Source organism: Thalassolituus sp. UBA3500 (assembly GCF_002377545.1).
Classification (GTDB): domain Bacteria; phylum Pseudomonadota; class Gammaproteobacteria; order Pseudomonadales; family Oceanobacteraceae; genus Thalassolituus.
The window spans coordinates 112214-137755 of sequence record NZ_DFQB01000032.1 but is presented as its reverse complement, the minus strand read 5'-3'; the positions used below and the strand labels follow the sequence as shown (position 1 = coordinate 137755).

Genomic DNA, 25542 nt, shown 5'->3' with positions numbered 1-25542 from the left:
TGCCTTACTGCTTAAGCCGTGCGGCGATATCCTGAATATCCTGAGCCAAGCGAAGAATGTCCTGCTTCGTCAGTGAATGGCGGTTTTCATAAGAAATATATCGCCCAGGGGATTCCGACAAAGAATGAGCAATAGCATTGAGACGATCACGGCTGAGAGGGTGGGTGGTCACACGGTCGGAAGTCACAAGTGAGGTCGCCAGAAACCATACGACCATGCCGTAGGGAGGCGTCTTCATTCTGGCCATTACTTCGAGAGCGAAGTCGTCGGCCTGCTGCTCCTGCTTTCGGGCCGCTGCATATGAGATATCATGATATGCGCCATGCTTGAAATGCCAGTGAGCTAACTCGTGCAATAGCAGAAAAGCTAACCCTGATTTCAAAATTTTCTGAGAGACATCGTCCACATATTGACTCTGCTCCCAGGCTTTTTCTGGGACATTCAGCGCGGCTAAAGGCGGTAGAAATGGCAGGCCTTTTCTATGCAGATTAACCACATATTCTGCAATGCTTGTTGGATCCTGGCCTGTGTGCTCATACCAGGCAAAGGACAACGCAAGGTCATCGAAAAACTTGATTGCCTGAGCGGGAAACGCCATTTGCCCACTGTTCAGATCAATCGCAAAACCAAAAACATCTACGCTATCCTTGTTGTCAGGAAGGGGAAAGGTCAGAGATACCTTATTCAGCGACTTAAGCTCTTCAGGCGTCAGATAAGCCCGTATGTCGTCAAATAAAACCGCTTCAATATTTACACCATAAACCTCTCTTACCCGCTCCAGTTCAACACGGGGATAGAGCCCGGCTTCTGCCGCCGCTGAGCAAAGCATCAACAGGAGTAAAACAAACCTTCGCTCAAAGCTCACAGTCCATCGACACATAATTCAGTACCTCTTTGAGTTCAGGATCGCTGATCGGTACTTCAATCTCCGTTAGTTGTTCAGGGGCGCCCCACGTTTCACTATGCCAGACGTCGAGCAGATATAATTTCTTAGCATGATAAATAAGGTTCTCGCGACGCAAAGTCATTTGACCCTGTTCTCCCAGCCAGTGAGCCAGACAATTAAGATCTCCGACCGCCTCAAGTGCTGCGTACCTTGTCTGCTCACTCACCTCTGTGGTGTTCTGATCGCTTTCAGGGTCGATAGGTATTGCGCCCACAAAGTGCCTGGCCTCACTGCGGGATGCATCGGCCAGTGAAGTATCAGCAGACACTTGCCCACCGGAGCGGGTCTCTATTCCCTGATGTAGATTGGTAATCAGAATGAACGCACCGAATACGAGAAAAAAGACACCGGGGCCAACGCGGGATAGCACGACTTTCATTCCGGGTAATTCAATTTCACCCTTCTGATCAGTCTGATGCGGTAAATGAAAGAAGAGCTTATATCCGAGATAGATCGACATGCCGCCAAAGCCAACTACGAGCAGTCGCTCAAGCATTCGCAGTCCAATAATAATGAGATCTTCCATGAAGTTACCCAGGCTTTAAAAGCCATGAGTTTACATTTATTGGGGGATAGTAAAGAAGCCCACTCAGAACAAGTGGGCCCGAATCGGCCTACAGAGACGTCAGTTAACTTTAAACTGGCCGACTTTGTTTCCCAGAGATTCAGCAATTGAGCGCGTCTTGGCGACGGCCTGAACCGTGCCTTCGGCGTTGCGCGACGTCTCCTCACCGGTACTACGAATCTCACTCAGGTTAGTACGCAAGCGCGTGGCCGCCTCACGTTGCTGACCCGCCGTGCCGGCGATACGGTCAGTGCGCTGCTGAATATCGCCCATGCTCTGCTGAATTTCGGCCAGAGTATCACTGACCTGAACTGAATTCTTCACGGTGGCGTCCACCATGTCGCGGTTGACGCGCATGGTATCGACTGCTTTGACAATGTTTTCCTGAACATCGCTGATCAGGGTTTCAATCTCCTGAGCGGACCCCTGAGTTCGACTCGCCAGTGTGCGTACTTCATCGGCAACAACGGCAAACCCACGCCCTTGCTCACCTGCCCTTGCGGCTTCGATAGCGGCGTTCAAAGCCAACAGATTGGTTTGCTCGGCAATGCCTTTAATGGTTTCAAGAATAGAGCTGATGCTGGTCGAGTTTTCCGCCAGGCGATTTACCGCCGCCATGGAGTTTTCCATTTCATCAGACAGGCGACCAACCTCACCCATAACGCGCGTAACTACCTTACCTGCCTCATCCGATTTACCCTGTCCGGAACGCGCAGCCTCTTCCGCTTCTTCTGCAAGACGGCTGACATCTGCCGCACTCTCTGCGACTTCTTCAATTGTGGTACTGACTTCGTTCGTCTGGGCCAGCTGAACAGTGACAGCTTCGCGACTGCGATCTGCGATAGATTCAACCTCAGATACATTAACTCCTACCTCTGACGCCGAGTCTTTTACCGCTGTCAGGGTCTGGCGAATATTGTCGATCATCTGATTAAAGGCATCACGTAACTGCCCCATCTCATCACTGCCCACGACTTCAATCTGACGGGTAAAGTCGCCTTCTGCGACCACGCCAGCCGTTCTGGTGAAGCTTTTGATGGTCGCCCGGACTGACATAAAGAACGATAGATAGAGATAAACGATAATAGAGAGGGTTATGAGCAGCACCGCAACCAGCGTGGTAACCCGCGTGGTCTGTCCTGCCAGGCGCTCTTCGAGGCGGGTTTGCAACAACGGAAAGGCATTGCCGCGAAGATTGTCGAATACGGAAGACGCCTCGAGATAATAGTTATGGAAATCCTGCCACGATCGTTCAATGGAGGCAGCCATAATCACTTCTTCATCCAACGTCATTCGTAAATCGTTCATAAACTTGAGGACATTACTTGCATTGTCGGCAAGCGCCGCATCACCGGTCACTTCAGCGTTCGCCATCACCAGTTCTGTGCCCTGCTCTGCGGCCAGAATTTCATCATAAATAAGATTCATCAAATCATAGGTCGATGATTGAAGGTACTGCTCAGCAAAGGCATATATTCCAGCAGAATGTCCGAGACCAGCTGCCCGTTCTATCTGTGGCAAATCAATCAGAAGTGTCGATGTCAGGCGTTGAATAGCATCGTCAGAATCGAGTGTCAGACCGGATGTCTGCGCGTACTGACGCGCTGTCAGATATATTTCGTCGATATTGGTCTGGAAATAATTGAACTGATCAAGAAATGCGGGCTGACGCTGTTCACCCTCAATGCTGAAGCGCCCAAGGTATTGAGAGCGCCATTCTTCGATCGTGGTGATCAGATTGTTATCTTCAAGCTTTTCAATCAGGGTATTTGTTTTCTGCGGGAGGGATGCGATCAGACGTGTTGCTTCCTCTTTCAACGCTTCATCATTCTGAATTACGGCTGCTGAAGAGACATCCCGAACGTTTTCAAGATCTTTCGCGAATACCAACAAGAGTTCCACCGAGCGGACCGCTGTAATTTCCCGCTCAGTTTTTTTCATAGAATCAAAGGCGGCCAGAAAGACCTGACCGCTGAGAATCACGAGAGGCACCAGAAACAGGAAACTGATGAGGCTGAACTTAGAGGCGTAACTTAAACGCCCCATGAATTTGATACCCGGAAGCATCAGTGACCTGAACATATGTACGATCTCCGCTAAATCATTACATCAAGAGCTGCCGCATATCCTCCAGATAACTCACGAGTTTCTGACTGAAGCGTGCTGCTTCTGCCCCGTCGATCACACGGTGATCATACGAAAGCGACAACGGCAACATCAAGCGAGGTATAAATTCAGACCTATTCCATACTGGTTTCATTTCAGACCGTGACAGGCCCAGAATGGCGACCTCTGGCGGATTAACGATTGGGGTAAATGCAGTACCACCTATTCCGCCCAGGCTGGATAGACTGAAGCAACCTCCCTGCATGTCCTTTAAGGATAGTTTACCTTCACGGGCCAAGTTGGCCTTATCGCTCAGTTCTTGTGTAATTTCTGTAACTGATTTCTGATCGACATCACGAATCACAGGCACCAGCAATCCTTTCGGTGTATCTACTGCCACACCAATATGGATATACCCCTTCATGATGAGAGATTCACCGTCCGGTGCCAGCGACGCATTGAAGGTAGGAAACTCCTTCAATAGTTTCGCGATGGCTTTGAGAACAAACGGCACAATAGAGTAGCGCACATCGCTGTTGGCGTTCTGTTCCTTACGGAAAGCTTCCAGACCCGTGATGTCAGCGTGATCAAACTGAGTGACCTGAGGGACATTCAGCCAGGCTGTCGTCATCGAACGCGCAGTCGCACGCTTAATGTTGTTCAGAGCCTCCTTAGTCACAGGACCAAACTGTGAAAAATCGACTTCTGGAACCGCCGGAATTCCCGAGCCTCCGGTTGCCGCCGGACCATTCACACGCTCTTTCACAAAGGCCTGAACGTCTTCCTTCAGGACACGACCTTTCGGCCCAGAGCCTGCAACTAACGCGAGATCGACACCAAACTCCCGCGCAATCTTACGCACCGCTGGGCCAGCATGAATCTGTTTCGAAGGAGATGACGCAACGGCGGATGAGGCTGGCGCAGCCTGGCTCTTGGCAGACGTGGCCTCAGAAGCCGATGGTGCAGCCGCCGAATCAGGCTTATTAGCACTGTTACTACTTTCAGCACTTGCTGGAATAGCCTTGCTGTCTTGTTTGGGAGCAGCAGAGGCAGCGGTTTTTATCACCACCATAGGGTCGCCTTCGCTGACTTTATCCCCCATCTTAACCAGTATCTCTTCGACTTTACCGGCAACGCCAGCGGGGATTTCCATGCTGGCCTTATCTGTTTCGAGCGTGATCACCGACTGCTCTTCATCGACCTCTTCGCCGACACGAACCGACACCTCGATGACCTCGACGTCTTTCGAACCGCCCAGATCAGGCACAGGTATGGTCTTACTCTCACTACCATTGGCAGGAGCACTATTCTGCGCCGGCTCATCAGTATCACCAGCCTCCGGAGCAGCGTCGTCGCCAGGCGCTTCACTGTCTTCGTTCACACTGTCAGAACTGGTATTGCTATCTTCACTCGTGCTCGCAGCCTTCAGCTCAATAAAGTCATCGCCCTGGCTGACTTTATCGCCAACCTTTACAAGCACACCGGTGACAGTACCTTCATCTTCAGCCGGAATTTCCATCGTGGCTTTGTCTGTCTCAAGAACAATCAGAGCCTGCTCTTTCTCGACGCTGTCTCCCTCACTGACCAGCACCTCGATGACTTCGACGTTACTGGAACCACCCAGGTCAGGAATTTTCAATGTTGTCATCGGTTCCTTCCTCAGCTGTACAGCGGATCTGGTTTAGACGCATCAATAGAAAGCTGTTCTCTCCAGCTTTCTAACTCATCGGCAGACAGTGTGCCTTCTTTCATCAACTCATAACCTGCGGCCCAGGCGACATGCTGCCAGTCAACTTCGAAGAATCGACGCAAGGCATCACGCGTATCACTGCGGCCAAAGCCGTCCGTACCTAACACCTGATAGGCCCGACCTTGCGGAATGTAAGGACGAATTTGATCTGAATACGCCTTCATGTGGTCCGTCGCAGAAATCAGCGGCCCCTCACTTTGTTTAAGCTGAGCCGTCACATACGGTTCCGGAGTACGCTGACCCGCCGACAGCAGCGCTTCGCGCTCACAGGCCATACCATCACGTCGCAGCTCGTTGAATGAAGTCACAGACCAGACGCTGGCCGCGATGCCTTTCTCGTTCAGCCACTCAGCGGCTTTTTCGACCTGACGCAGAATTGATCCCGACCCCATCAATTGCACTGGCTTGTCTGTTCCTGCGGATTCGCGCAGGCGGTAAATCCCCCGACGTATACCTTCTTCAACGCCTTCAGGCATTGCAGGGTGTGGATAGTTCTCGTTCAGAGAAGTGATGTAGTAGAAGACTTTTTCTTTCTTCTCGTACATGCGTTTCAGGCCGTCCTGAACAATCACAGCCATCTCATAGGCATAGGTAGGGTCGTACGAAATGCAGTTTGGAATGGTCGATGCCAGCAGGTGGCTATGACCATCCTGATGTTGCAGACCTTCACCGTTCAGCGTTGTCCGGCCAGAGGTTGCGCCGATCAGGAAACCCTGACACTGCATATCCCCCGCCGCCCAGGCAAAGTCACCAATGCGCTGGAAGCCAAACATTGAGTAATAGATGTAGAACGGAATCATGGCGAGGCCGTTGGTGCTGTATGAGCTGCCCGCAGCCATCCAGGCCGAGAAAGCACCCGCTTCATTGATGCCTTCTTCGAGGATACGGCCCTTTTTGTCTTCGCGATAATACATGACCTGTCCCTGATCGACCGGCTCATAGAGCTGACCTTCAGAGGAGTAAATACCCATCTGGCGGAACATACCTTCCATACCAAAGGTGCGCGCCTCATCCGGAACAATAGGGACAACACGTTCGCCCATGTTCTTATCTTTCACTACCTGAGACAGGATGCGAACAAAAGCCATCGTCGTCGATATTTCCCGCTCACCCGTGCCGTCAAGTTGTGCCTGAAAGAAAGAAAGTTCTGGCGCCGTCAGGCCTTGCCAGTTTTCTGTACGTACCGGCAGGCTGCCGCCCAGTTTCTCACGCTGCTTACGCATGTAGGTCATTTCAGGGCTGTCCGCAGGCGGACGATAGAACGGCAGGTGCTCAAGGTCTTCATCACGAATCGGAATACCGAAACGGTCACGGAACGCCTTCAGGCTATCGATATCCAGTTTCTTAACCTGGTGCGCCTGATTCTGCCCTTCAGCCTCTCCGCCCATACCGTAACCTTTAACGGTGTGCGCAAGAATCACGGTCGGCTTACCTTTGTGATTCACCGCTTCGTTATAAGCTGCAAACACTTTGTACGGGTCATGGCCACCACGATTGAGTTTAAAGATGTCTTCGTCGCTAAGGTCTTTAATCAGGTCTTTCAGCTCAGGATACTTTTCAAAGAAATGCTCACGCGTGTACTTACCGCCCTTGGCTTTGTAATTCTGGTATTCACCATCAACAGTTTCATCCATGCGCTTCTGCAGCAGGCCTTTGCGATCTTTTGCCAGTAATGGGTCCCAATGACGTCCCCAGACCACCTTGATGACGTTCCAGCCCGCACCACGGAACTGACTCTCCAGTTCCTGAATGATTTTCCCGTTACCCCTGACCGGCCCGTCGAGGCGCTGCAGATTGCAATTAATAACGAAGATCAGGTTTTCAAGCTTTTCGCGCCCAGCAAGACCGATAGCCCCCAGAGTCTCCGGCTCATCACATTCACCATCACCAAGAAATGCCCAGACCTTACGCCCCTTCCGAGGTACCAGGCCGCGTGCAGAAAGATAACGCATGAAGTGAGCCTGATAGATCGCCTGTAACGGGCCTAAACCCATCGAAACTGTTGGGAACTGCCAATAGTCGGGCATCAGTTTAGGGTGTGGATAAGATGAAAGACCCGGCGCCAGCGCTTCCTGCCGGAAACGTTCCAGGTCTTTCTCTTCAAAGCGGCCTTCCAGGTAACTACGGGCATAAATACCCGGAGCGACATGCCCCTGATAATAAATCAGATCGCCGAGTGGAGACTGTTCGCTGTCGGCATTAGGCGCGCGGAAAAAGTGGTTAAAGCCAACATCATAAAGCGTTGCGCTGGAGGCAAAACTGGAAATATGTCCGCCCAGGTCACCCGCGCCTTCTTTGTTCGCACGCAATACCATCGCCAGCGCATTCCAGCGAACCAATGAACGGATACGTCGCTCCATAAAGAGATCGCCGGGCATGGGCGCTTCTTTCTCAGGAGGGATCGTATTGCGATAAGGGGTATTCAGGGCGTACGGGAGAGGCATACCATCACGGGTGGCCCTCTCGGCAATTCGCTCAATCAGAAAATGGGCTCTGTCTAACCCTTCTGCGCGAATAACGGAGTGGATTGCATCCACCCATTCTTTAGTTTCCTGCGGATCTGCATCGTTCGTGTAGACCTGATCATCCATTAGGTAGGCTCCTGACCTTGGGCATGTGCTGCACTCAGTATAGATAAAGTCTGGAAAAACACTCAGCCGGGGACGCAAACAATTTCGAGGCTGGTCGCAAAACTCTGTCTCAACCATTCACAGTTGCGGTTCCCGTCACAAAAGTGACTATTTTGTCATTTAAGACTTTCCACCTGATGGTGGGACATCGATATGTCCGTTGGGTTTCATCAGGTTTCTCTGTCTCGTTTTGTCCAGATTGATCATTCCACCTTTTCCAGTGTCCCGTGACGACACGCCATCATGCCAATTTCCGCACAGTACCTATGGTTAATTGCATTGAATTAGTCCAAACAGTTCTAAGACAGCCTACGTCAAGATAAGCAAACCCTCGCTATTTAAAGCTGGCGCTGATCTTTTCTTTAACGGTACCGAGCGCGGTGTTGCTGGTTGTGCTTCGTGCCACAGTGGCGACTTTTTCACTGACGAAGGTTTCCATAACATCGCGATGCCGCAAATCGGTGAAGGCAAAGCTAACGGCGACAACGGTCATGAAGACTTTGGCCGAATGCGCGAAACAGGTATAGAGGGCGATAAGTTTGCCTTCCGTACACCGTCATTGCTGAACGTCGAACACACAGGACCTTTCGGTCACGCCGGTGCGTACGACTCCCTTGAAGCGGTCATTCGTCACCACCTGAACCCGACTCAAGCGATTGATGACTACTTCGCTGCGGGTGGTGAATGCTCGGCTCTGGCGCAAAATGAGAGTAACGCGACCTGTGAGGACTACAGCGGTGGTTACGCGGAAGAGAATACCCGCAAGGTGCTCGCAGCACTCGAAGCGGATCAGGCCGAAGGAACGTCTCTGCTGACGAATACCGAGCTCAGCGATCGACAAGTCGGGTACCTGGTGTCCTTTCTTGAAGCGCTGACGGACCCATGCCTGGAAGACAGTGCGTGTCTGAGCCAGTGGATACCGCAAGACCTGGATGAGGAAGACGGCAATCGACTGGAAATCATTGATCAGTTTGAATCCCAACTGCTGGCCAACTAACCTCAGAGCCTCAACTCAATAGTCGCAAGGCCAGAACGTACAACCTACGTTCTGGCCTTTTTTCATTCGAACAGTCGACGTTAGTCAAATAGATCAATTAACGATTAAAATCCTGCTCGTTATTGATCGTTGTTATAGTATTTCTGTAAGAATAAGCCTCTGTTTACAGCCTGTAACAGCAGAGCGTGGCACCTCGAAACAATACTTAATCATTCTGTTGAATTTATGTAGCCAGCCCCCTCAATTACACAGCACATCACCTCTCCAGTTTTTTGACAAAGCCCCCTCTCCGTCTATCGTTTTAACCATGAGTGGCCCGAAAGGCTAATTCATTGTCTCCCAAAGGGACAATCAACTATCCACTGGCCGTGCTGCATCCCCCTCTATCGGGAGGCTAACGCTGCACTCCAATACCCGAAGCAGGATCACGAACATGGCACTTGTGAAGAAACCTCAGAACTCCAGCGCGAAACCATCCGACACAGCGGTCGACCCCAACGTCGCAAAAGAAGCCGAAGCAAAACGACGCCGGGCGCGCACCTTGGCTAAGCAACAACAGGCAGCCGAGCGTATCGCCGCCGCTACTGGGCAACTATCTTCGGGTATTACGGAAGCTGCCGCAGCGAGCCAGCAACTGCAGAGCGCCTCAGACCAAATTGCGGTAACGGCCGAAGAGACCAGTGGAGCAGCGCAGGAATCACTCGCCGCCTTTAACCAGGTAAACGACTCTATTTCTCTGCAATTGAGCAACGCTGAAGGCTCACGGGCTCGCTGTGAGGTACTGACAGGCGTCGTTTCAGAAACCAGTGAGAAAATCGACAGCCTGGTCGCTAACGTCCGTGAAGCTGCCAATCGCCAATCCGCATCGGTTGTAAAAGTCTCTGAGCTTGAGAAGCAGGCAGCGAACATTGGCGATATCGTAAAGGCTGTCGTGCGCATAGCTGACCAGACCAACCTGCTGGCCCTGAACGCCGCGATTGAAGCAGCCCGTGCCGGCAAGCATGGCAAAGGTTTCGCTGTGGTTGCAGATGAAGTACGAACTCTCGCCGAAACGTCAGAAACCAGTGCCAATGAAATCCAGACCCTGGTCAAACAGATTCAGCACGAAGTAAAAGGCATTGCTGAAGGAATCAAAACCTCCTCAGAGCGGGTTGAAGTCGAAGTTGAAAAGGGTCACGTAATCCGCGAACAGCTGACGGGGATTCGCCGCAATATGTCAGACATCATGGATGGCACTCAGGAAATTGCCAGCGGCGCATCACAATCCAGCGTCGCCGCAAAACAGGCGCTCAAAGGCATCGAAGATATCGCCGCCGCCGCGGAAGAGCAGTCAGCTGCGGCTGAAGAGTCCGCCAAAACCGTCAACGAACAGAGCCAGGCTCTGAGCGAGTGTGAGCGGGCTTCGCAAAGCCTCTTCGACCTGGCGGATGATCTGCGTAACTCGACTGACGTCGCTAAAAGCGCCGAAGAAGTCGCATCAAGCGCAGAAGAGCTCTCCTCTGCAGTGCAGGAAATCAGCCGGGCTTCTACGCAGATCATGACCGCGATTGAACAGATTCGCCTCGGCTCACAAACCGCAGCTGCAGCGACGGAAGAATCCTCCGCTGCCATTAATCAGATTGAGCGTGGACTGGAAATCGCACAGGATCGCGCAACACTCAGCCAGAAGCAGATTGCCGAAATCAAAGAATCATTGACGACAAATAAAGCGTCAGTGGATGAATTAGTACACGGCATTGACGCATCGGTCGAAGCGACACAAAACAGCATCAGACAAGTACGCGATCTTGAAACTGTGTCGCGACGCATCGACAAAATTGTAGAAGCGATTGCAATGGTATCTATTCAGACCAACATGCTTGCAGTAAATGGTTCGATTGAAGCCGCACGTGCTGGCGAGTTTGGTAAAGGATTTGTCGTGGTTGCTACTGACATACGCAACCTGGCTCGCGACTCTGCTGAAAATGCAGACCGAATCAAAGATCTGGTTAAATCCGTGCAGGATCAGATTTTTGCCGTCGGTAGCGACCTCGATGAAATCGTTGTAGCGGCAACCGAAGAAACCGAAAAAGCGAAAACGTCGACTTCAAACCTTACGCGCATTGAGAAAGAAATCCTTATTGTCGAAACAGGCGCCGACGAGATACTCAAAGCCTCTAATGATATTTCCGCTGCAATTCTGCAGGTGAAAAACGGTTCAGAACAAATCGCTACTGCCTCAGAAGAAGCTGAAAAGGCCGCAGATGAAGCCGCGAGTGCGGCAGAACAACAATCTCGTGGTGCCGATGAGCTCGCCTCCGCTATTGAAGAAATTGCGTCGCTTGCTGATGAACTCCAGAGCCTCTGAGGTGCAGAATTATGAGCGCAGCCGAAGAAATTAATGAGCTGGATGATCTGGATAACGACGAGCGACAACAGTACGTCACCTTCCGTGTCGGCGATGAACTGTTCGCCGTAGAGATGAACCCAGTTCAGGAAATCATACGGGTTCCTGACGTTGTCCGGGTACCGCTGGCACCGCCCTCGCTGTGTGGTCTGGCAAATCTGCGAGGAAAAGTATTACCGATACTGTCACTACGTTACCTGTTTGGCATTGCAGAGACAGAAAGTGATGAGGCAACACGAGCAGTCGTCATTGATGTCGGGCAACCCCTCGGCTTTGTCGTTGACCGGGTAGCCAGCGTTATTGATTGCGATCCTTCTCAACTGGAAGATGCATCCCAGATAAAGTCATCCGTAGATACGACTCTACTTAAAGGGGTCATCAAAAACAGTACTGCCAGCAGTATGGTGATGGTTGTCGATTTCCAGCAGCTCATCGATAACGAATTTGCGTCCCTTGATCAACTGACCAACGAAAGCAGCATGCTGTCGGATGGTTTAATCGACGACAGTATGAATCAGGAAGAAGCTGAAGAAGAAAGCGATCAGATTCAATTGGTCAGCTTTAGCGTTGATCGACAGGAGTACGCTATTCATATCGATGACGTCAAAGAAATCGTGCAAATGCCTGAAGCGATCACCACGGTACCCAGGTCACCGCATCATATTCTCGGATTGATGAACCTGCGCGACCAGCTACTTCCTCTGGTTGACTTGCGCACTATGTTTGCTCTGGAGGGTAAGCATCCTGACGATAAAAGCCGTGTCATTGTTGTGACATCTCACGGTTACTTTCTGGGCATCGTTGTTGATGGTGTCAGCGAAGTTCTGCGCATAGACAAAGATACTGTTGAAGCGCTCATTCCTGCCCTGGCTAAAGAAGCCGAGCTTTCAGATATCACCGACATCTGCCGCCTGAACAATGGTGAAAGACTCGTTTCAATCCTGTCCATAGAACGCTTCTTCGATAGTGAAAACCTGCAGGAAACAATCAGTGAGTTAGTGGAGGAAAACATGCTTGAACAGGAAAATTCGGATCACGACTACACCGACGATGATATGGAAGATGACAATCAGGTCGTGGTATTCACACTGAACCACGAGGAGTTTGCCGTCCCCATTACCAGCATCCAGGAAATCGTACGGATTCCGGATGAGCTCATCCGCGTACCCAAATCACCGGACTTCCTTGAGGGGGTTATCAATTTACGCGGCATTGTACTGCCGGTCGTCGACCTACGCAGGCGACTGGAGATAGAGGGTTCTGAACGCTCTGAGCGTCAGCGTATCGTTGTCTTCCTGATTCATGGTATCCGCACCGGCTTTATCGTCGATCAGGTCACAGAGGTACTTCGCCTGCCAGACGGTTGTGTTGAGCCTTCGCCAAGAATTTCTGAGGAACACGGTGAGTTATTCTCGGGTATGGCAAATCTTCGCGACAGCAAACGCATGATCCAATTGATTGCACCTGATGCACTGATCGATGAGCAATCAGTCGAACTGCTGGAAAATGCTGCAGGAGGTAACTGACACCATGATAAAACTTCTGATTGTTGATGATTCTGCTCTGATGAGACGCCATTTGACACAATTATTTGAATCAGAGGGCGACTTCACCATCCGTCACGCACGTAATGGTAACGAAGCCGTACAAATGAACCGGGATTTCCAGCCTGACGTAGTGACGCTGGACATTAACATGCCTGAAATGGACGGTATTTCTGCTCTTTCACTGATCATGGCCGAGCGTCCGGTGCCTGTCATTATGCTGTCTTCGCTCACCCAGAAAGGCGCCCTCGCGACCTTTGAAGCCTTGAATCTTGGCGCTGTCGACTTCGTAGCGAAACCCGGCGGTACTATATCCATGTCACTGGATGATGTTGCAGCCGATCTGATAGGTAAAGTCCGGTCTGTTACCAAGGCAAAGCTCAGACCAGGCTCTCAGGCCAAGCAGGCTCCAATACCGCGAGATACTGCCCCCAGAACCAGAGCGGCCCGACCTGCCCCCGCAGCCCAGGGCCGAGCAACAGGGGTCAAAGACAAAGTCATTCTGATCGGTGTAAGCACAGGTGGCCCCCGTACTCTGGAAGATATTCTGCCCGCACTACCCGGTGACCTGGCCGCACCAGTGGTCATCGCCCAGCACATGCCTGCCAGCTTCACCAAGTCGTTGGCAAACAGACTTGACCGCGCCTGCCAGATGAGTGTTGAGGAGGTGGACAAAGCGACACCTCTCAGCCCCGGAACTATCTATATCGGACGAGGCAATGCCGACATCACAATTGCCATCCGTAATAGCCAGCTTTATGCCCTGAGCAAACCCGAAGATAAAGAATTCCTGTGGCATCCATCAGTCGAGCTGTTGGGTAAGTCCGCAATGCGTCACTGCGATCCTAAAAAAGTTATGGCTATTTTACTGACAGGCATGGGTCACGACGGCTCCCGGGCTTTTGCCGAACTGCATAACAAGGGCGCGGAAACCATCGCAGAGAGTTCGGAAACTGCGATTGTATTTGGCATGCCTGCTGAATTGATTGAGCGCAGAGGTGCTGGGAAAGTACTTCCTGCTCATGCCATTGCCAATGAGATTATCAGGTTTGCGTCACATTAACCGGAGAGCATTATGGCCTTAAAAAAATCAAACACGACAGCACCGGATGAGGCGCAATCAAGCCAACGTGACTGCAGTGAAATAAGCCAGGATCTCATTTCAGAAGATCCATCGAAACGCCGTTGGGCGGCACGCGATATTGTTTCATGCGAACACGCTTCGGTCATGTTATTGGATCAACTGGAAGCTGAAAAAGATATCTCTGTTAAGCAGATTATCCTGAGCTCACTCACCCAGATTGGTGACACTGAAGCTGTCAACGGGCTGGTTCGCTGCTTACGCACAGAGGATGTAAGTCTGCGAAATGAAGCCATTGAAGCCATGAAACACCTGCCTCAGGAAGTGGCATCGATTATGGCCAGCTTACTCAATGACCCTGATCCGGATGTTCGCATCTTTGCGGTCAATATCCTCGAATCACTCTGTCATCCTGATGTCGAACAATGGCTGATCGATGTGATCCGTGACGACGAGCATATTAATGTCTGTGCCACGGCGGTTGACCTACTCGGCGAGGTCGGCAGCGAACAGTCTGAGCCTGCTCTGCAGGCCTTAAAAGAGCGATTTACCGATGAGCCTTACATTCAATTTGCAGCAGATCTGGCGATCAAGCGAATTATTGGGAGCTGATACATGAGCGAGCAACTCATCAGCGACCAGGAGTTTGATAAGTTCGCTGAGTTCTTTTACCGAAAGACCGGGATTAAGTTTGATAAAAGCAAACGCTACTTTGTTGATAAACGGGTTGCTGAGAGAGTGAAAGAAACTCAATCCGACTCGTTCAGGCACTATTTTACAACACTGCGTTTTCAGGCAAGTGGCGAAGAGCTTCAGAAGTTAACGAATCTTCTGACCGTCAATGAAACCTATTTCATGCGCGAAGATTATCAGTTCCGCTGTTTAATAGACTCAATGCTGCCCGATGTGATCAGCCGCCACGATCCAAACAAGCCCATCAGAATCTGGTGCATTCCTTCGTCATCTGGCGAAGAGCCCTACTCTATCGCTATGTATCTTCTTGAAGAGTGGGATGGTATCGATAAATGGGATGTTGAGCTGATTGCCTCTGATATTGATACCAGGATTCTGGAAACGGCTAAACGTGGTATTTACTCTGAGCGATCCGTACGAAATGTACCCCCCACCTGGAAGCGACGCTATTTCCGTGATGTTACCGGAGGACAACAGGTTATCGAAGATATTCGTGATGCGGTAGAGTTCACACGTATCAATCTTTCTGAGCCAGCTGATGTCCGTAAGATGCGAAATATCGACATCATTTTCTGCCGCAACCTGCTGATTTATTTTGATGATCTGTCACGCAAGGTCGCCGCTGAATACATGTTTGAAGCCCTGTCTCCTGGTGGCTATATCTGCCTGGGACACACAGAATCAATGGGGCGTATATCTCCACTTTATCGGGTTAAAAAGTTCCCCGCAGCCATCGTGTATCAACGACCACTGGAGGCAAAACAATGAATGTTCTAATCGTAGATGATGCCAGCACAGTGCGTATGTATCACCGAAATGTGCTCGAGGCGGCCGGGTACGTTGTCGATGAAGCGGTCAATGGCCTAGAAGCATTGGAAAAGGCTCTGGAGAATACCTTCGACCTCTACATCGTTGATATTAATATGCCGAAAATGGACGGCTACGAGTTTCTTATGCAACTCCGATCTGAAGATATCGATCAGGCACCCGCCATTATGGTGTCGACAGAAGCGGCCGAACTGGATCACACCAAGGCGTTCACCGCAGGCGCAAATCTTTATATGGTGAAGCCCATTAAACCCCTGCAGATGATGACCTACGTTCGTCTGCTCGTGGGAGAGGAAAGCGTATGAGTCCTTTACTACAACAATTCGTCTCGGAGACCCGCGACCTGCTGCAAAGCATCAGTGAGCAGCTTCTGGAAGTTGAAAAAGCAGACGACAAACAAACGACGCTGAACGAACTGTTCAGAATTGTTCATACGCTTAAAGGTAATACCGGTCTGTTTGAATTTCCGGATCTGACACGTGTATTACACGCCGGTGAAGACGTTATGTCAGAGGCCAGAGAGCGGCCCGAGATATGGGATCAGGCATTAACAGACCTGCTCTTCGAATCCATGGATTACGTCAGTAGCTTCTGCGATAGCCTTGAAGAGAATAACGGTGAGCCGACCTCCGACAGCAAAGCAGCAACACAACTTTCAAAAAATCTGAGAGCCTACCTTGACGGCAACAACTCAGAAGCAAAAGCAGAGGTTATCGATTCAGGCGCTGCTACCGAACCGAAAAAATCTAAAAAAGCAGCGACCAAAACGAAGAAAGCAACCGCGCAGAAAAAATCCGCCGGGGGGTCGTCAAAACGTCGACCTCCGCGTGCTAAAGGTCTGCCACCAGAACACAACCTGTTAAAAGATCTCCCAGCTGATACCTTGATTGAGGCTTGGAAAGCGAGCAACCCTGAAGAACCCGTCTGGCTGGTTAAATACTCTCCTTTGGCAGAGTGCTTCTTTCAGGGTGACGATCCTTTGCATACGGCACGCAGTACGCCTGGCGTACTTTGGGGCAAAGTCGAGAATGACTGTGCGACTCAAGATATCAACGACCTCGACCCTTATCAGTGCGTCAGTACGTTTACACTGCTTAGCAGCGCCACTGAGGACGAGCTTCATGAGCACTATCGCTATGTCGCTGAGCAAACCGATATTGAAGAACTGAACAGCCATCACTTATTACTATTGAATGGCGAAGATCAGAACGATGCGCTTCCCGAAGATTCTGTTGATGCGCTCTGTGAAGCCGTTGAAGCCACGAACCTGAAGGAAGCATCCAGCATTGCTAAAACGGCACTCGAACTGCTCAATAAGGATCTGCAAGCGGCTGCCGCGCTACGATGGGTTATCGCAATCAATAGTGATACAGATGCTCAGGAACATGAGAAAAAAGAAGCACTGATCGTTATCTGTCAGCGACTGCGACACAATCAACACCTGAGCGGTTATCGCTTCTCAGAGCCAGAAGAAAGGGCTGAAGAGCACGCGCCTGAAGGCGACAGCCCTGACGAGGATGCTGTGTCAACTTCTGATGCGTCAGCAGGGCTACCCGATACAGACACTGAAGATTTGCTCGATACGCTTGTTGAAGATGATCGTGAAGCGTTTGAACATATTGTAAGAACTCAGGGTCGTATTCTTGAGCTTGACCCGACCGTCGGCTGGGCCAACGGGCGCTTACGCGCCGCTTGCAATGTTCTGATGAAAACGACCACCAGCCTCAACCTGAGTACACTGATTCCAAGCCTTGAAGAGGCTATCAGTGCTGCTCTGTCTGGCAATACAGAACCACTGGCTGACTGGATAAATGAAGTAATTCCTGGCGCCTGTAATATTGCACTGGTGAACAGCGGGAGTAACGCCTCCAACGAGGCCCCGGATACTCGTGATACCGCAATCACGGAAACAAAGGCCGACTACGAAAATACAGAGAACGCTGACGAAACAACAGACAGTGAACACGAAGAAAGTATCGTTGAAGAAACTACAGAGCAGGATACTCCAGCGCCAACTGAGTCGCCAACGACAGCAACCGCGACAGAAGACAAGCAGGCCTCAGACAAGACACCTGCATTTAAGCCCGAACCTGCAGTAGCACCGTCGAAAAGCGTTAAAGTAGATCAGGAAAAAATCGACCGTCTTATGAACCTGATCGGCGAGATGACCGTCGCTAAGAACGCTCTTCCTTTCCTTGCTAAGCGCGCCGAAGAACAACATGGGCTGCGCGATCTCGCCCGAGAAATCAAAGAGCAGTTTGCTGTCGTAAACCGCATCGCAGAAGAAATGCAGGACTCTATCATGCAGATCCGCATGATGCCGTTTTCGTTTATTTCTATGCGCTTCCCTCGACTGGTCCGCGATATATCCCGACGACTTAATAAAGATGTTCAGTTGGTTATCGAAGGAGAAGACACCGAGGCCGACAAAAACATTATTGAGTCTCTGGCCGAGCCATTGATTCATATTGTCCGCAACAGTCTGGATCATGGCATTGAGGCGCCTGACGTGCGTAAACAGAAAGGAAAACCTGCAACCGGTAATCTGACCATACGGGCATCCCAGGAAGCCGACCGGGTGATGATCGAAATACAGGACGATGGTAAAGGTATTGACCCTGACGTTATCCGTAATAAAGCCTTTGAGAAAGGCCTGATCGACGAGGCCACTCGTCAGCGCCTGAGCGATAAAGAAGCCGTCAACCTGGTATTGATGCCAGGCTTCTCAACCGCAGACGAAGTCTCTGACTTGTCTGGGCGTGGCGTAGGCATGGATGCGGTTCGCAGTGCCGTCGACAAAGTGAACGGCACTATGGCACTCGAAAGTCAGGTTGATAAGGGTACTCGCATCCGCATATCACTGCCTATGTCGATCGCTGTGACCCGGGTCATGATCATCGAGTCAGACAACCAGCTGATGGGCATCCCAATGGATCAGGTACTCGAAACCGTGCGTGTGCCCCGCTCCGAAATACACACGGTTAAACACGTAAAAACAACGGTACTACGGGATCGTATCGTGCCACTGAAATCACTCAATGAACTGCTGGAGCTGCCTGCCGAGCAGATCATTAATGAAGAGGAAGAACACGCGGTACTCGTAGCACGTGTGGGTAACGACGTCATCGGTCTGGTCGTCGATGATTTCCGTGGTTCGGTCGATATTATCCAGAAACCAATGACCGGAGTTCTCTCCGGAATGCAGGCCTATTCTGGCGCAGCTTTAATTGGTGATGGCTCGGTTCTGATGGTTCTGAATCTTAAGGAGGTACTCTGATGGCTATCGACTATAGTGAAGAGAGAGCAGTACTGAAATCTTTGGTAACCATTCAGGAGGTTGATGACTTGCAGGAGTGGCTGATAGCTCATCCGCAGGGCGAGATAGACCTTGGAGAATGCGAGCATATGCACACTGCAGCGCTACAGACCCTGACATCTGCCCGGCGTATGATCAGCGCCTGGCCATCAGATACATCGTTCAGGGGCTGGATTGAACCACTGCTGGTAAAACAGGAAGCACAGTAATGAGTAAACTGATATTTGTTGTTGATGACTCTGCCACTATGCTGATGAGCGTACGTTCATCGCTTGAAATGAACGGCTTTAAAGTCGAAACCGCATCTGATGGCGTCGAAGCTCTGGATCGCCTGAACAGCATGAGCCCTGATCTGATCATCACAGATATGAACATGCCAAGAATGGGAGGTATGGAGCTGATTCAAGCGCTACGGGCTATGTCTAAATTTCGTTTTACCCCGATTCTGACACTCACAACAGAGAGCGAATCGTCAAAACGTGACCAGGCAAAACGTTTAGGAGCCACAGGCTGGTTAGTGAAACCTGTTCCCGCTATGGATCTGGCCAAAATTATTAAACAGGTACTGCCAGGCGCCTGAGCGCGGAGGAGATATGAAACAAGATACTGATCTGATACCGCTACGTATAAGACGGAATCGTTATGCTCTACTGGGCAACACGATTGTTCCCTTTATTCTTCTGATTATCCTGCTCATAGGGCATCGCACCGTGGGAGGTATCTTTTCAGATATTCTGGATGCAAGCCTCATTGGAGGCGCACTGTTTCTGTCTTTTCTGACGTTTACCATCATTCACTTTAACCGCATCTGGGTAAAGTCGTTTGTCGCTCGTATGACAGGTGACGAAGCACCACGGCGCGAAAGTAACTTTGATGAAGCAGAGCCCATGATGGTGCTGTCGGCCGCTGAAAAACAAATGCTGGCTGATCTGCGTAACGTACTGATCAGCTTCAGTCCGATTGCTGCCCTGTTCAATGCACACTTAAGCAAAACGAACGAAGTCACCGAAGAAGCAGCCACCACCATTATGGAACGTCTGATGTCCATTAATGATCGCTCGCAGATGTTTCTCCAGACTCTGAATATGGGTAAATCCGAAGCAGACGACATCAGCGAAAATGCTCATAGCATTATAAAACGCAGCCAGGAGCTGCTCAGTGAAATGACCCGCTACCGTGAAATTCATGAGCAACAGCGAGGGAAAGAAGAACAAGCTATTCGTGACGTGGTCACCCAGGTTGAAAGCTTCAAGCCCCTGATCGGTCTGATCCGGGACGTGACCAAGCAAACGAACCTTCTGGCATTAAACGCCGCCATAGAGGCCGCCCGTGCCGGAGAAGCAGGACGAGGCTTTGCTGTTGTTGCCGACGAGGTGCGTACGCTGTCTATGCAGATTGAAGATGCCGCAGGAAAAATCGAAGACAGTGTTCTTCAGGTCTCGAATACCGTTGAAGGTCAACTGAAAGAAATGGCAGTCAGTAGCGAGAAAACCGCGGATGAAATGAATTGGCTGGCTAATATCACTGACGCAGTTTCCTCTATTTCGAGAGACTTCGAGCAGGCAGTAGGGGCATTAGATCACTTATCCGGAAACACCGAAGAAGCGATTAATCTGGTTCGTAACTCCGTGATGGACGTATTAAGTGAGTCCCAATTTCAGGATGTGTCAAGACAACAGATTGAACACGTCCAGCATGGTCTTGAATTGCTTGAAGAACGCTTTCGTCTTCTCAGTCAGGCAGTGGCTGGTGAAATTGATCATCCACTACTCGACCTCAGTGATGTTACAGAAGCATTGAAGAAAATTTATACCATGCAGGTTCAGGCGGATACTCATCAGTCGGTCGTGACTGGTGAAGCGACTGAAACCAAAGACGAGCGCCCATCCATCGAACTGTTCTGAGAAAGGTAATCACGACATGGCTGTCCGGATCGCGATCTGTAACCGTAAGGGAGGCACAGGAAAGTCGACGGTATCGGTGAATCTGGCAGCGGGGTTGGCAGAGCATGGATTCCGGGTACTGATTATTGACCTCGATTCACAATCTCACTGTGCTGCTGGGCTTGGTATTAAGCCTTCCGCCCCATTTATTCATGACATCTTCGGTGGCAATCCCGAAGCACTTAATGAATCCATCGTGCTGAGTGATTATCCAGGCTTATGGCTATCCCCTGCCAACCCTACATTTGATCACCACTCTGCAGGTGAAAATCAACTTCAGCTGAAAGAAGCACTGCACCAGAGCAATATCGATGAGCGATTTGATGTCGTTCTGTTGGACACGCCCCCATCGCAAGATCAGCTATTAATGAATGCTTTAATGGCAGCCGATTGGGTCGTTGTACCGTTTGTCCCGCACTTTCTCTCGTATCAGGGAATTAAGCAGCTGGTCAGGCTGATGCACTCGGTGAAGCTAAGCAACAACCCAAGGCTCCAGCTGGCTGGCTTTCTGCCTACCATGGCCAGCAAAACTATGAAGCACCATAAAGCGGTGATGGAAGAAGTAAGTCGACACTTTGGCCGCGACCGGATATTACCCGCCATACGAACTGACATACGACTTGCTGACGCATTCAGTAAAGGTCAGCCAGTCATTGGCTTCGCACCAAAATCACGGGCGGCGGAGGATTTCTCGGTACTGAGTCAGTGTATTGGTGAACGGCTATCGGAGCGTGAGCACGCCTGACTGATCCGAAATTGACGTGGCGAAATTAGCCTTGAGCTGTTCGAGCTCCTGAGGACGGTCAAACAGATAGCCCTGCATCAGGTTACAGCCATGGATCTTCAAAAAGTCGCGCTGTGCTTCAGTTTCTACACCCTCAGCGCACAGTTCTATCCCCAGACGCTTGGCCATCTCAATAATGGTCAAAACCAATGCATCATCACGGGCTGTTACGCCGATGTTCTCAACAAACTGCTTATCAATCTTGATCAGATCGATAGGAATACGAGTCAGGTAACTGAGCGACGAATATCCCGTACCGAAGTCATCTAACGCGACGCGACAACCAAGTCCGCTGATGTCATTGAAGAATCGGTTCGCCATCTCAAGATTATCGAGATACGCATGCTCCGTCACTTCGAACTCGATCAATTCAGGACGAACAGCATAAGTATCAAAGGTACTGCGGATAAAATCAGAAAACTGGTAGCGTTTAAGGTCGTAAGCCGACAAGTTAAGAGAGACCAATATAGGAACAGGAAGGTCCTGAAAGTAATCCGCAACGTCGCGGCAAACACGCTCAACAACCCAGTCGGTCAGCGCGGAAATCTTGCCTGAGCGTTCAGCAATAGGAACAAAATCTGATGGCGACACACTACCAAGCGAATGGCTGTTCCAACGCACCAGTGCCTCGACCCCCCGGGGTTCACCATCGCTGCTGACCTTGGGTTGATAACAGATATAAAACTCACCACGCTCCAGGCCCGGCTCAATGGCATTGGCAATGTCAATTTTACGCTGATGCTCAATGAGCATATGTTCCTGGAAGAAGCAGTACTGAGACTTACCCTCTTTTTTGGCAACGTACATAGCGACATCGGCATTGCGTATGGTGTCTTGCGTATCAAACCCACCTTCAGAGGCCCGTGCTATGCCGACGCTGGCGCTGATCCGGACTTCCCAAGAATCAATCAGGAACGTAGCTCTGAGGCCACTGACAATATCCTCAGCCATGCTCTCCGGATGATCCGGAGAAGTACGGCATAAAACGAGGAATTCATCACCTCCATGACGACTGACCACGTCTTCTCTCGGGATGTAAGACTTCAATCTTTTTGCTACCTCAACCAGCAGCTTGTCACCGACTTCGTGGCCCAGTGTATCGTTGACCTCCTTAAAACCATCCAGGTCAACAAACATAACAACAAGGTCGCCTTCACCACTATCGCGCAATTCACGCAGTGCAGCGTCGAGAATGCCCATAAAGCTCTGACGGTTTAGCAGGCGTGTCAGGCTGTCGTAGTTCGCCAGGTATTCCATTTCTTCCCGGCGCTGCTCCAGAAGCTCGACATATTCCTGATTAATATCGGACTCAACCCGGATCGCGTCCATCATATTATTGATATCCTGCGTTAGCGAAGACACCTCGTACTTACCGTACACCGGGATTTTCAAACGATAATCTTTGGTTTCCTGAACTTTTCTCGCAAACTCAGATAGCTGAGTTAAAGGCCACAACCAACGACTGGCCTGAACATAAAACAGCCCGACCATAATGAGAATTACCGCAATGGCGACCGGAAGAATGCGTAATGCCAGGCTGATAGTGCTGGAAAGTAGTGGTCCTTCCAGGTCAACGATCAGAGCCAGGTGCCCCATCACCAACGGGGGTTCACCAATGCGCCGGACCGCAATCAGGCGACCATCATCACGTAAGACCCCGGATTCGAAGAACTTCCAATCCGTGAAATCAACCGGAAAGTCGCCCTGACTCTCAAGCATGGCCTGACCAGCATACAGTTCAAGTACATTCCACTGAGGATCAAAGATGGCAGCCCCGACAACATTTTCATAAGGCTCAAGACTGAGGAGATAGCGTTTCAGATCAAAGAAGTGATCTGACTTACTGAGAATACCGACCAGGTCGCTGGCCATATTGTCAGAGAGTGCGCGCAAGTCGCTTTCAACGTAACGGGTGTAAAGCTCCCTGTGCTCGCGCAGGGCAGAATAAAATACAGACGTAGCTACCAATGCAATCGAGATAAGACTCAATAGCATTACAGCGGTTCTGATGCTTCTAATCAGCATGTAGCTCTCTCTGTTCCCTGACGTCGTAAATTTTTATACCTGTCATCAGATCATAGTTCACTATAAGTTCAATGTCTGGCCGCTAAGGAATGATATTTATCCTTCTCAGCCCACTAGTTATATGACATATTAGGCCAAACTGTCTGAAGTGGGACATCTTGTAAGTCGTACGGGCAAATTTGATTACTATACTCCTGCGAAAGAGCCGATCTTGAGCCCTCTGACGCAACTTGGAGCAACCATATAATGATAAAAATACCAGGTGTTGCTGCCGTCTTATCTGCTCTCTTTCTGAGTGCGGAGGCATGCTATGCAGAAAAATTGACCGAAAATCTGGATATCTCAGGCTTTGCCCGCGTTATTGGCGGCTATCTCAGCCACAGTAGCCGACGTTTTGATGGCTACACAAACGAAGTATCGCTGGATGAACAATCACTGTTTGCAGTACAGCCGTCCTATTCATTCAACGACAAACTGTCCGTGTCGAGCCAGTTCGTCGCGCACACCAGTGATGACCGGGATAGCGGGCTGGAGTGGGCTTACCTGAGCTATCAGCCAAGCAGCGCATGGCATCTCAGGGCAGGAAAACTACGCACACCATTTTTTATCTACAGCGACGGCTACGACGTTGGCTACAGCTACCCATGGGTAACCGCACCCGTACAGGTCTACAACAATTATCTGTTCTCTAACTTTAACGGTGCGAGTGCCAGTTATTATCATTCGGGCAATTCTCTGGCATTTAACCTTGAAGCTTACTATGGGTACTTTAAAGGCGACCTGTTTCTCGCCGGAACAAAATTAGACATCGAGACAGAAGTTGAAAACCTGGCTGGTATCGTCGCAACCATTAACCGCAACAACCTTTCGCTGCGCGTGTCATACCATCAGGCGCACAACAAAACTGAGATTCCGAACGTATCTCAACTACGCTCACAACTTTATGCCCTCGGCTACAACGATAGCGCCAGCAGTCTGAAATCTTCCGGCAATGTATACGCATTACAGACATCTCTCAGCTATGACACGTTAAATTCATTCTATAAAGCCGAGTTAATGAACATCGTTACAGGGTTTGAGATCGCGCCCGAAGTCACCGGTTACTATCTGATGGCGGGCCGGGTAATTAACGACTGGACGTTGCATGCGACTTACAGTCGTAGTGAATATACCTCGGTTAAAGTGTCGAATGAACTGCCCATGCCCCCGACCGGAAATGCGCAGCAGGACATATTATCGACTGCCTACTACCAGGTTTTTGCCAGCACACCCAATGGTAGCCTGGACAGCTATACACTGGGAACACGCTGGGACTTCCGCATAAATATGGCTCTGAAAGCAGAGACAACATTGCTTAAAGAGTCACAAAACCGCAGCGGTTTCTTTATGAACTCATCAAATGAGTCCACAGAAAATGCCTACCTGTACCAGGTGGCATGGGAGTGGATATTCTGATGAAATTCATACTTAGTCCTTTTCTGGCGCTGACCTTATTGTTTGCGCCCGGAGTATTTGCAGCCTTTGCCAGTGAGCGGGTCGTTATCGTGACGCACTCTGACAATGCCGGTATACGATTATCCCGTGAACAGATACGAAACCTGTTTATGGGGGCGTCTGTTGGTCGTGATCTACAACCTGTAGCCCTGCCTCCGGGCAGTCGCACGCGCAGTCTGTTTAACATCAAGATCGTCGGCCTGTCTGACTCCAGAGTGCAGTCTTACTGGGCCCAGATGAAGTTTACCGGCCGTCGCCCGCCGCCTCAGATAGTGAATTCTGAGAAGGCCATGATTCAACACCTTCTGGATCAAACTGACAGTATCGGCTACCTCACAGCGGATGCCGATATACCGGATGATCTGATCATTATTTATACGACTGACTGACCGGTAAACGTACGCCGCGTACGTCGGTTATACAGTAAACTGAACGAAGAAAGGGGCCTGAACGG

20 protein-coding genes are annotated in these 25542 nt (G+C 50.4%); 14 read left to right on the top strand and 6 right to left on the bottom strand.

All coding sequences use genetic code 11. The features are described 5' to 3' along the window. Window positions 1–4: 4 nt before the first annotated feature. The 5 genes from B2R29_RS08090 to aceE form a co-directional block, all read right to left on the bottom strand. Window positions 5–880 (bottom strand): M48 family metalloprotease, encoded by an 876-nt coding sequence (locus B2R29_RS08090; protein ID WP_301180581.1) that lies wholly within the window; start codon window positions 878–880, stop codon window positions 5–7. Next, window positions 855–1472, bottom strand: a complete 618-nt coding sequence (locus B2R29_RS08085) for a hypothetical protein (protein WP_301180580.1) — start codon at window positions 1470–1472, stop codon at window positions 855–857. Before B2R29_RS08085 ends, B2R29_RS08090 begins: the two co-directional genes overlap by 26 nt. A 99-nt stretch (window positions 1473–1571) precedes the next feature. Then, window positions 1572–3593, bottom strand: a complete 2022-nt coding sequence (locus tag B2R29_RS08080) for a methyl-accepting chemotaxis protein (protein ID WP_301180579.1) — start codon at window positions 3591–3593, stop codon at window positions 1572–1574. 22 nt (window positions 3594–3615) lie between these two features. Beyond that, window positions 3616–5265: a dihydrolipoyllysine-residue acetyltransferase gene (gene aceF / locus B2R29_RS08075; RefSeq protein ID WP_301180578.1), complete on the bottom strand. Its 1650-nt coding sequence runs from the start codon at window positions 5263–5265 to the stop codon at window positions 3616–3618. 11 nt (window positions 5266–5276) lie between these two features. Continuing rightward, window positions 5277–7958, bottom strand: coding sequence for a pyruvate dehydrogenase (acetyl-transferring), homodimeric type (aceE, locus tag B2R29_RS08070; RefSeq protein WP_301180577.1), 2682 nt, complete (start codon window positions 7956–7958; stop codon window positions 5277–5279). Between the two features lie 487 nt (window positions 7959–8445). On the opposite strand from aceE, the gene B2R29_RS08065 reads away from it, so the two are divergent. The 12 genes from B2R29_RS08065 (at window position 8446) to B2R29_RS08010 (ending at window position 21530) form a co-directional block, all read left to right on the top strand. After that, window positions 8446–8994: a hypothetical protein gene (locus B2R29_RS08065; RefSeq protein ID WP_301180576.1), complete on the top strand. Its 549-nt coding sequence runs from the start codon at window positions 8446–8448 to the stop codon at window positions 8992–8994. A 433-nt stretch (window positions 8995–9427) separates the two neighbouring features. Then, a complete protein-coding gene (locus tag B2R29_RS08060) occupies window positions 9428–11341 on the top strand; it encodes a methyl-accepting chemotaxis protein (RefSeq protein ID WP_301180575.1) in 1914 nt (637 codons plus the stop codon). A gap of 11 nt (window positions 11342–11352) precedes the next feature. Continuing rightward, window positions 11353–12906: a chemotaxis protein CheW gene (locus tag B2R29_RS08055; protein ID WP_301180574.1), complete on the top strand. Its 1554-nt coding sequence runs from the start codon at window positions 11353–11355 to the stop codon at window positions 12904–12906. 4 nt (window positions 12907–12910) lie between these two features. Further along, window positions 12911–13987, top strand: coding sequence for a chemotaxis-specific protein-glutamate methyltransferase CheB (gene cheB, locus B2R29_RS08050; RefSeq protein ID WP_301180573.1), 1077 nt, complete (start codon window positions 12911–12913; stop codon window positions 13985–13987). 12 nt (window positions 13988–13999) lie between these two features. Further along, a complete protein-coding gene (locus B2R29_RS08045) occupies window positions 14000–14617 on the top strand; it encodes a HEAT repeat domain-containing protein (protein ID WP_301180572.1) in 618 nt (205 codons plus the stop codon). Window positions 14618–14620: 3 nt separating this feature from the next. After that, window positions 14621–15466, top strand: a complete 846-nt coding sequence (locus B2R29_RS08040; RefSeq protein WP_301180571.1) for a CheR family methyltransferase — start codon at window positions 14621–14623, stop codon at window positions 15464–15466. Next, entirely contained in the window at window positions 15463–15831 is a 369-nt protein-coding gene (locus B2R29_RS08035) for a response regulator (RefSeq protein ID WP_301180570.1), read from the top strand. Before B2R29_RS08040 ends, B2R29_RS08035 begins: the two co-directional genes overlap by 4 nt. Then, window positions 15828–18803: a chemotaxis protein CheA gene (locus tag B2R29_RS08030; RefSeq protein WP_301180569.1), complete on the top strand. Its 2976-nt coding sequence runs from the start codon at window positions 15828–15830 to the stop codon at window positions 18801–18803. Before B2R29_RS08035 ends, B2R29_RS08030 begins: the two co-directional genes overlap by 4 nt. Continuing rightward, window positions 18803–19051, top strand: coding sequence for a hypothetical protein (locus tag B2R29_RS08025; protein WP_301180568.1), 249 nt, complete (start codon window positions 18803–18805; stop codon window positions 19049–19051). The genes B2R29_RS08030 and B2R29_RS08025 overlap by 1 nt, the downstream gene beginning before the upstream one ends. After that, entirely contained in the window at window positions 19051–19422 is a 372-nt protein-coding gene (locus B2R29_RS08020) for a response regulator (protein WP_301180567.1), read from the top strand. Before B2R29_RS08025 ends, B2R29_RS08020 begins: the two co-directional genes overlap by 1 nt. A 13-nt stretch (window positions 19423–19435) precedes the next feature. Beyond that, complete coding sequence (locus B2R29_RS08015) at window positions 19436–20746, top strand: methyl-accepting chemotaxis protein (protein WP_301180566.1); 1311 nt, start codon at window positions 19436–19438, stop codon at window positions 20744–20746. A gap of 16 nt (window positions 20747–20762) precedes the next feature. Next, window positions 20763–21530 carry a ParA family protein gene (locus tag B2R29_RS08010; protein ID WP_301180565.1) on the top strand — a complete coding sequence of 256 codons (768 nt, stop codon included), beginning with the start codon at window positions 20763–20765 and terminating at the stop codon, window positions 21528–21530. Here the strand turns inward: B2R29_RS08010 and B2R29_RS08005 are convergent. Continuing rightward, a complete protein-coding gene (locus B2R29_RS08005; protein ID WP_301180564.1) occupies window positions 21507–23594 on the bottom strand; it encodes a putative bifunctional diguanylate cyclase/phosphodiesterase in 2088 nt (695 codons plus the stop codon). The genes B2R29_RS08010 and B2R29_RS08005 overlap by 24 nt on opposite strands. A 246-nt stretch (window positions 23595–23840) precedes the next feature. Between B2R29_RS08005 and B2R29_RS08000 the strand changes: the two genes are divergently transcribed. Continuing rightward, window positions 23841–25049 (top strand): hypothetical protein, encoded by a 1209-nt coding sequence (locus B2R29_RS08000; RefSeq protein ID WP_301180563.1) that lies wholly within the window; start codon window positions 23841–23843, stop codon window positions 25047–25049. Further along, window positions 25049–25477, top strand: coding sequence for a hypothetical protein (locus B2R29_RS07995; protein WP_301180562.1), 429 nt, complete (start codon window positions 25049–25051; stop codon window positions 25475–25477). Before B2R29_RS08000 ends, B2R29_RS07995 begins: the two co-directional genes overlap by 1 nt. The last annotated feature ends 65 nt before the right edge of the window (window positions 25478–25542 follow it).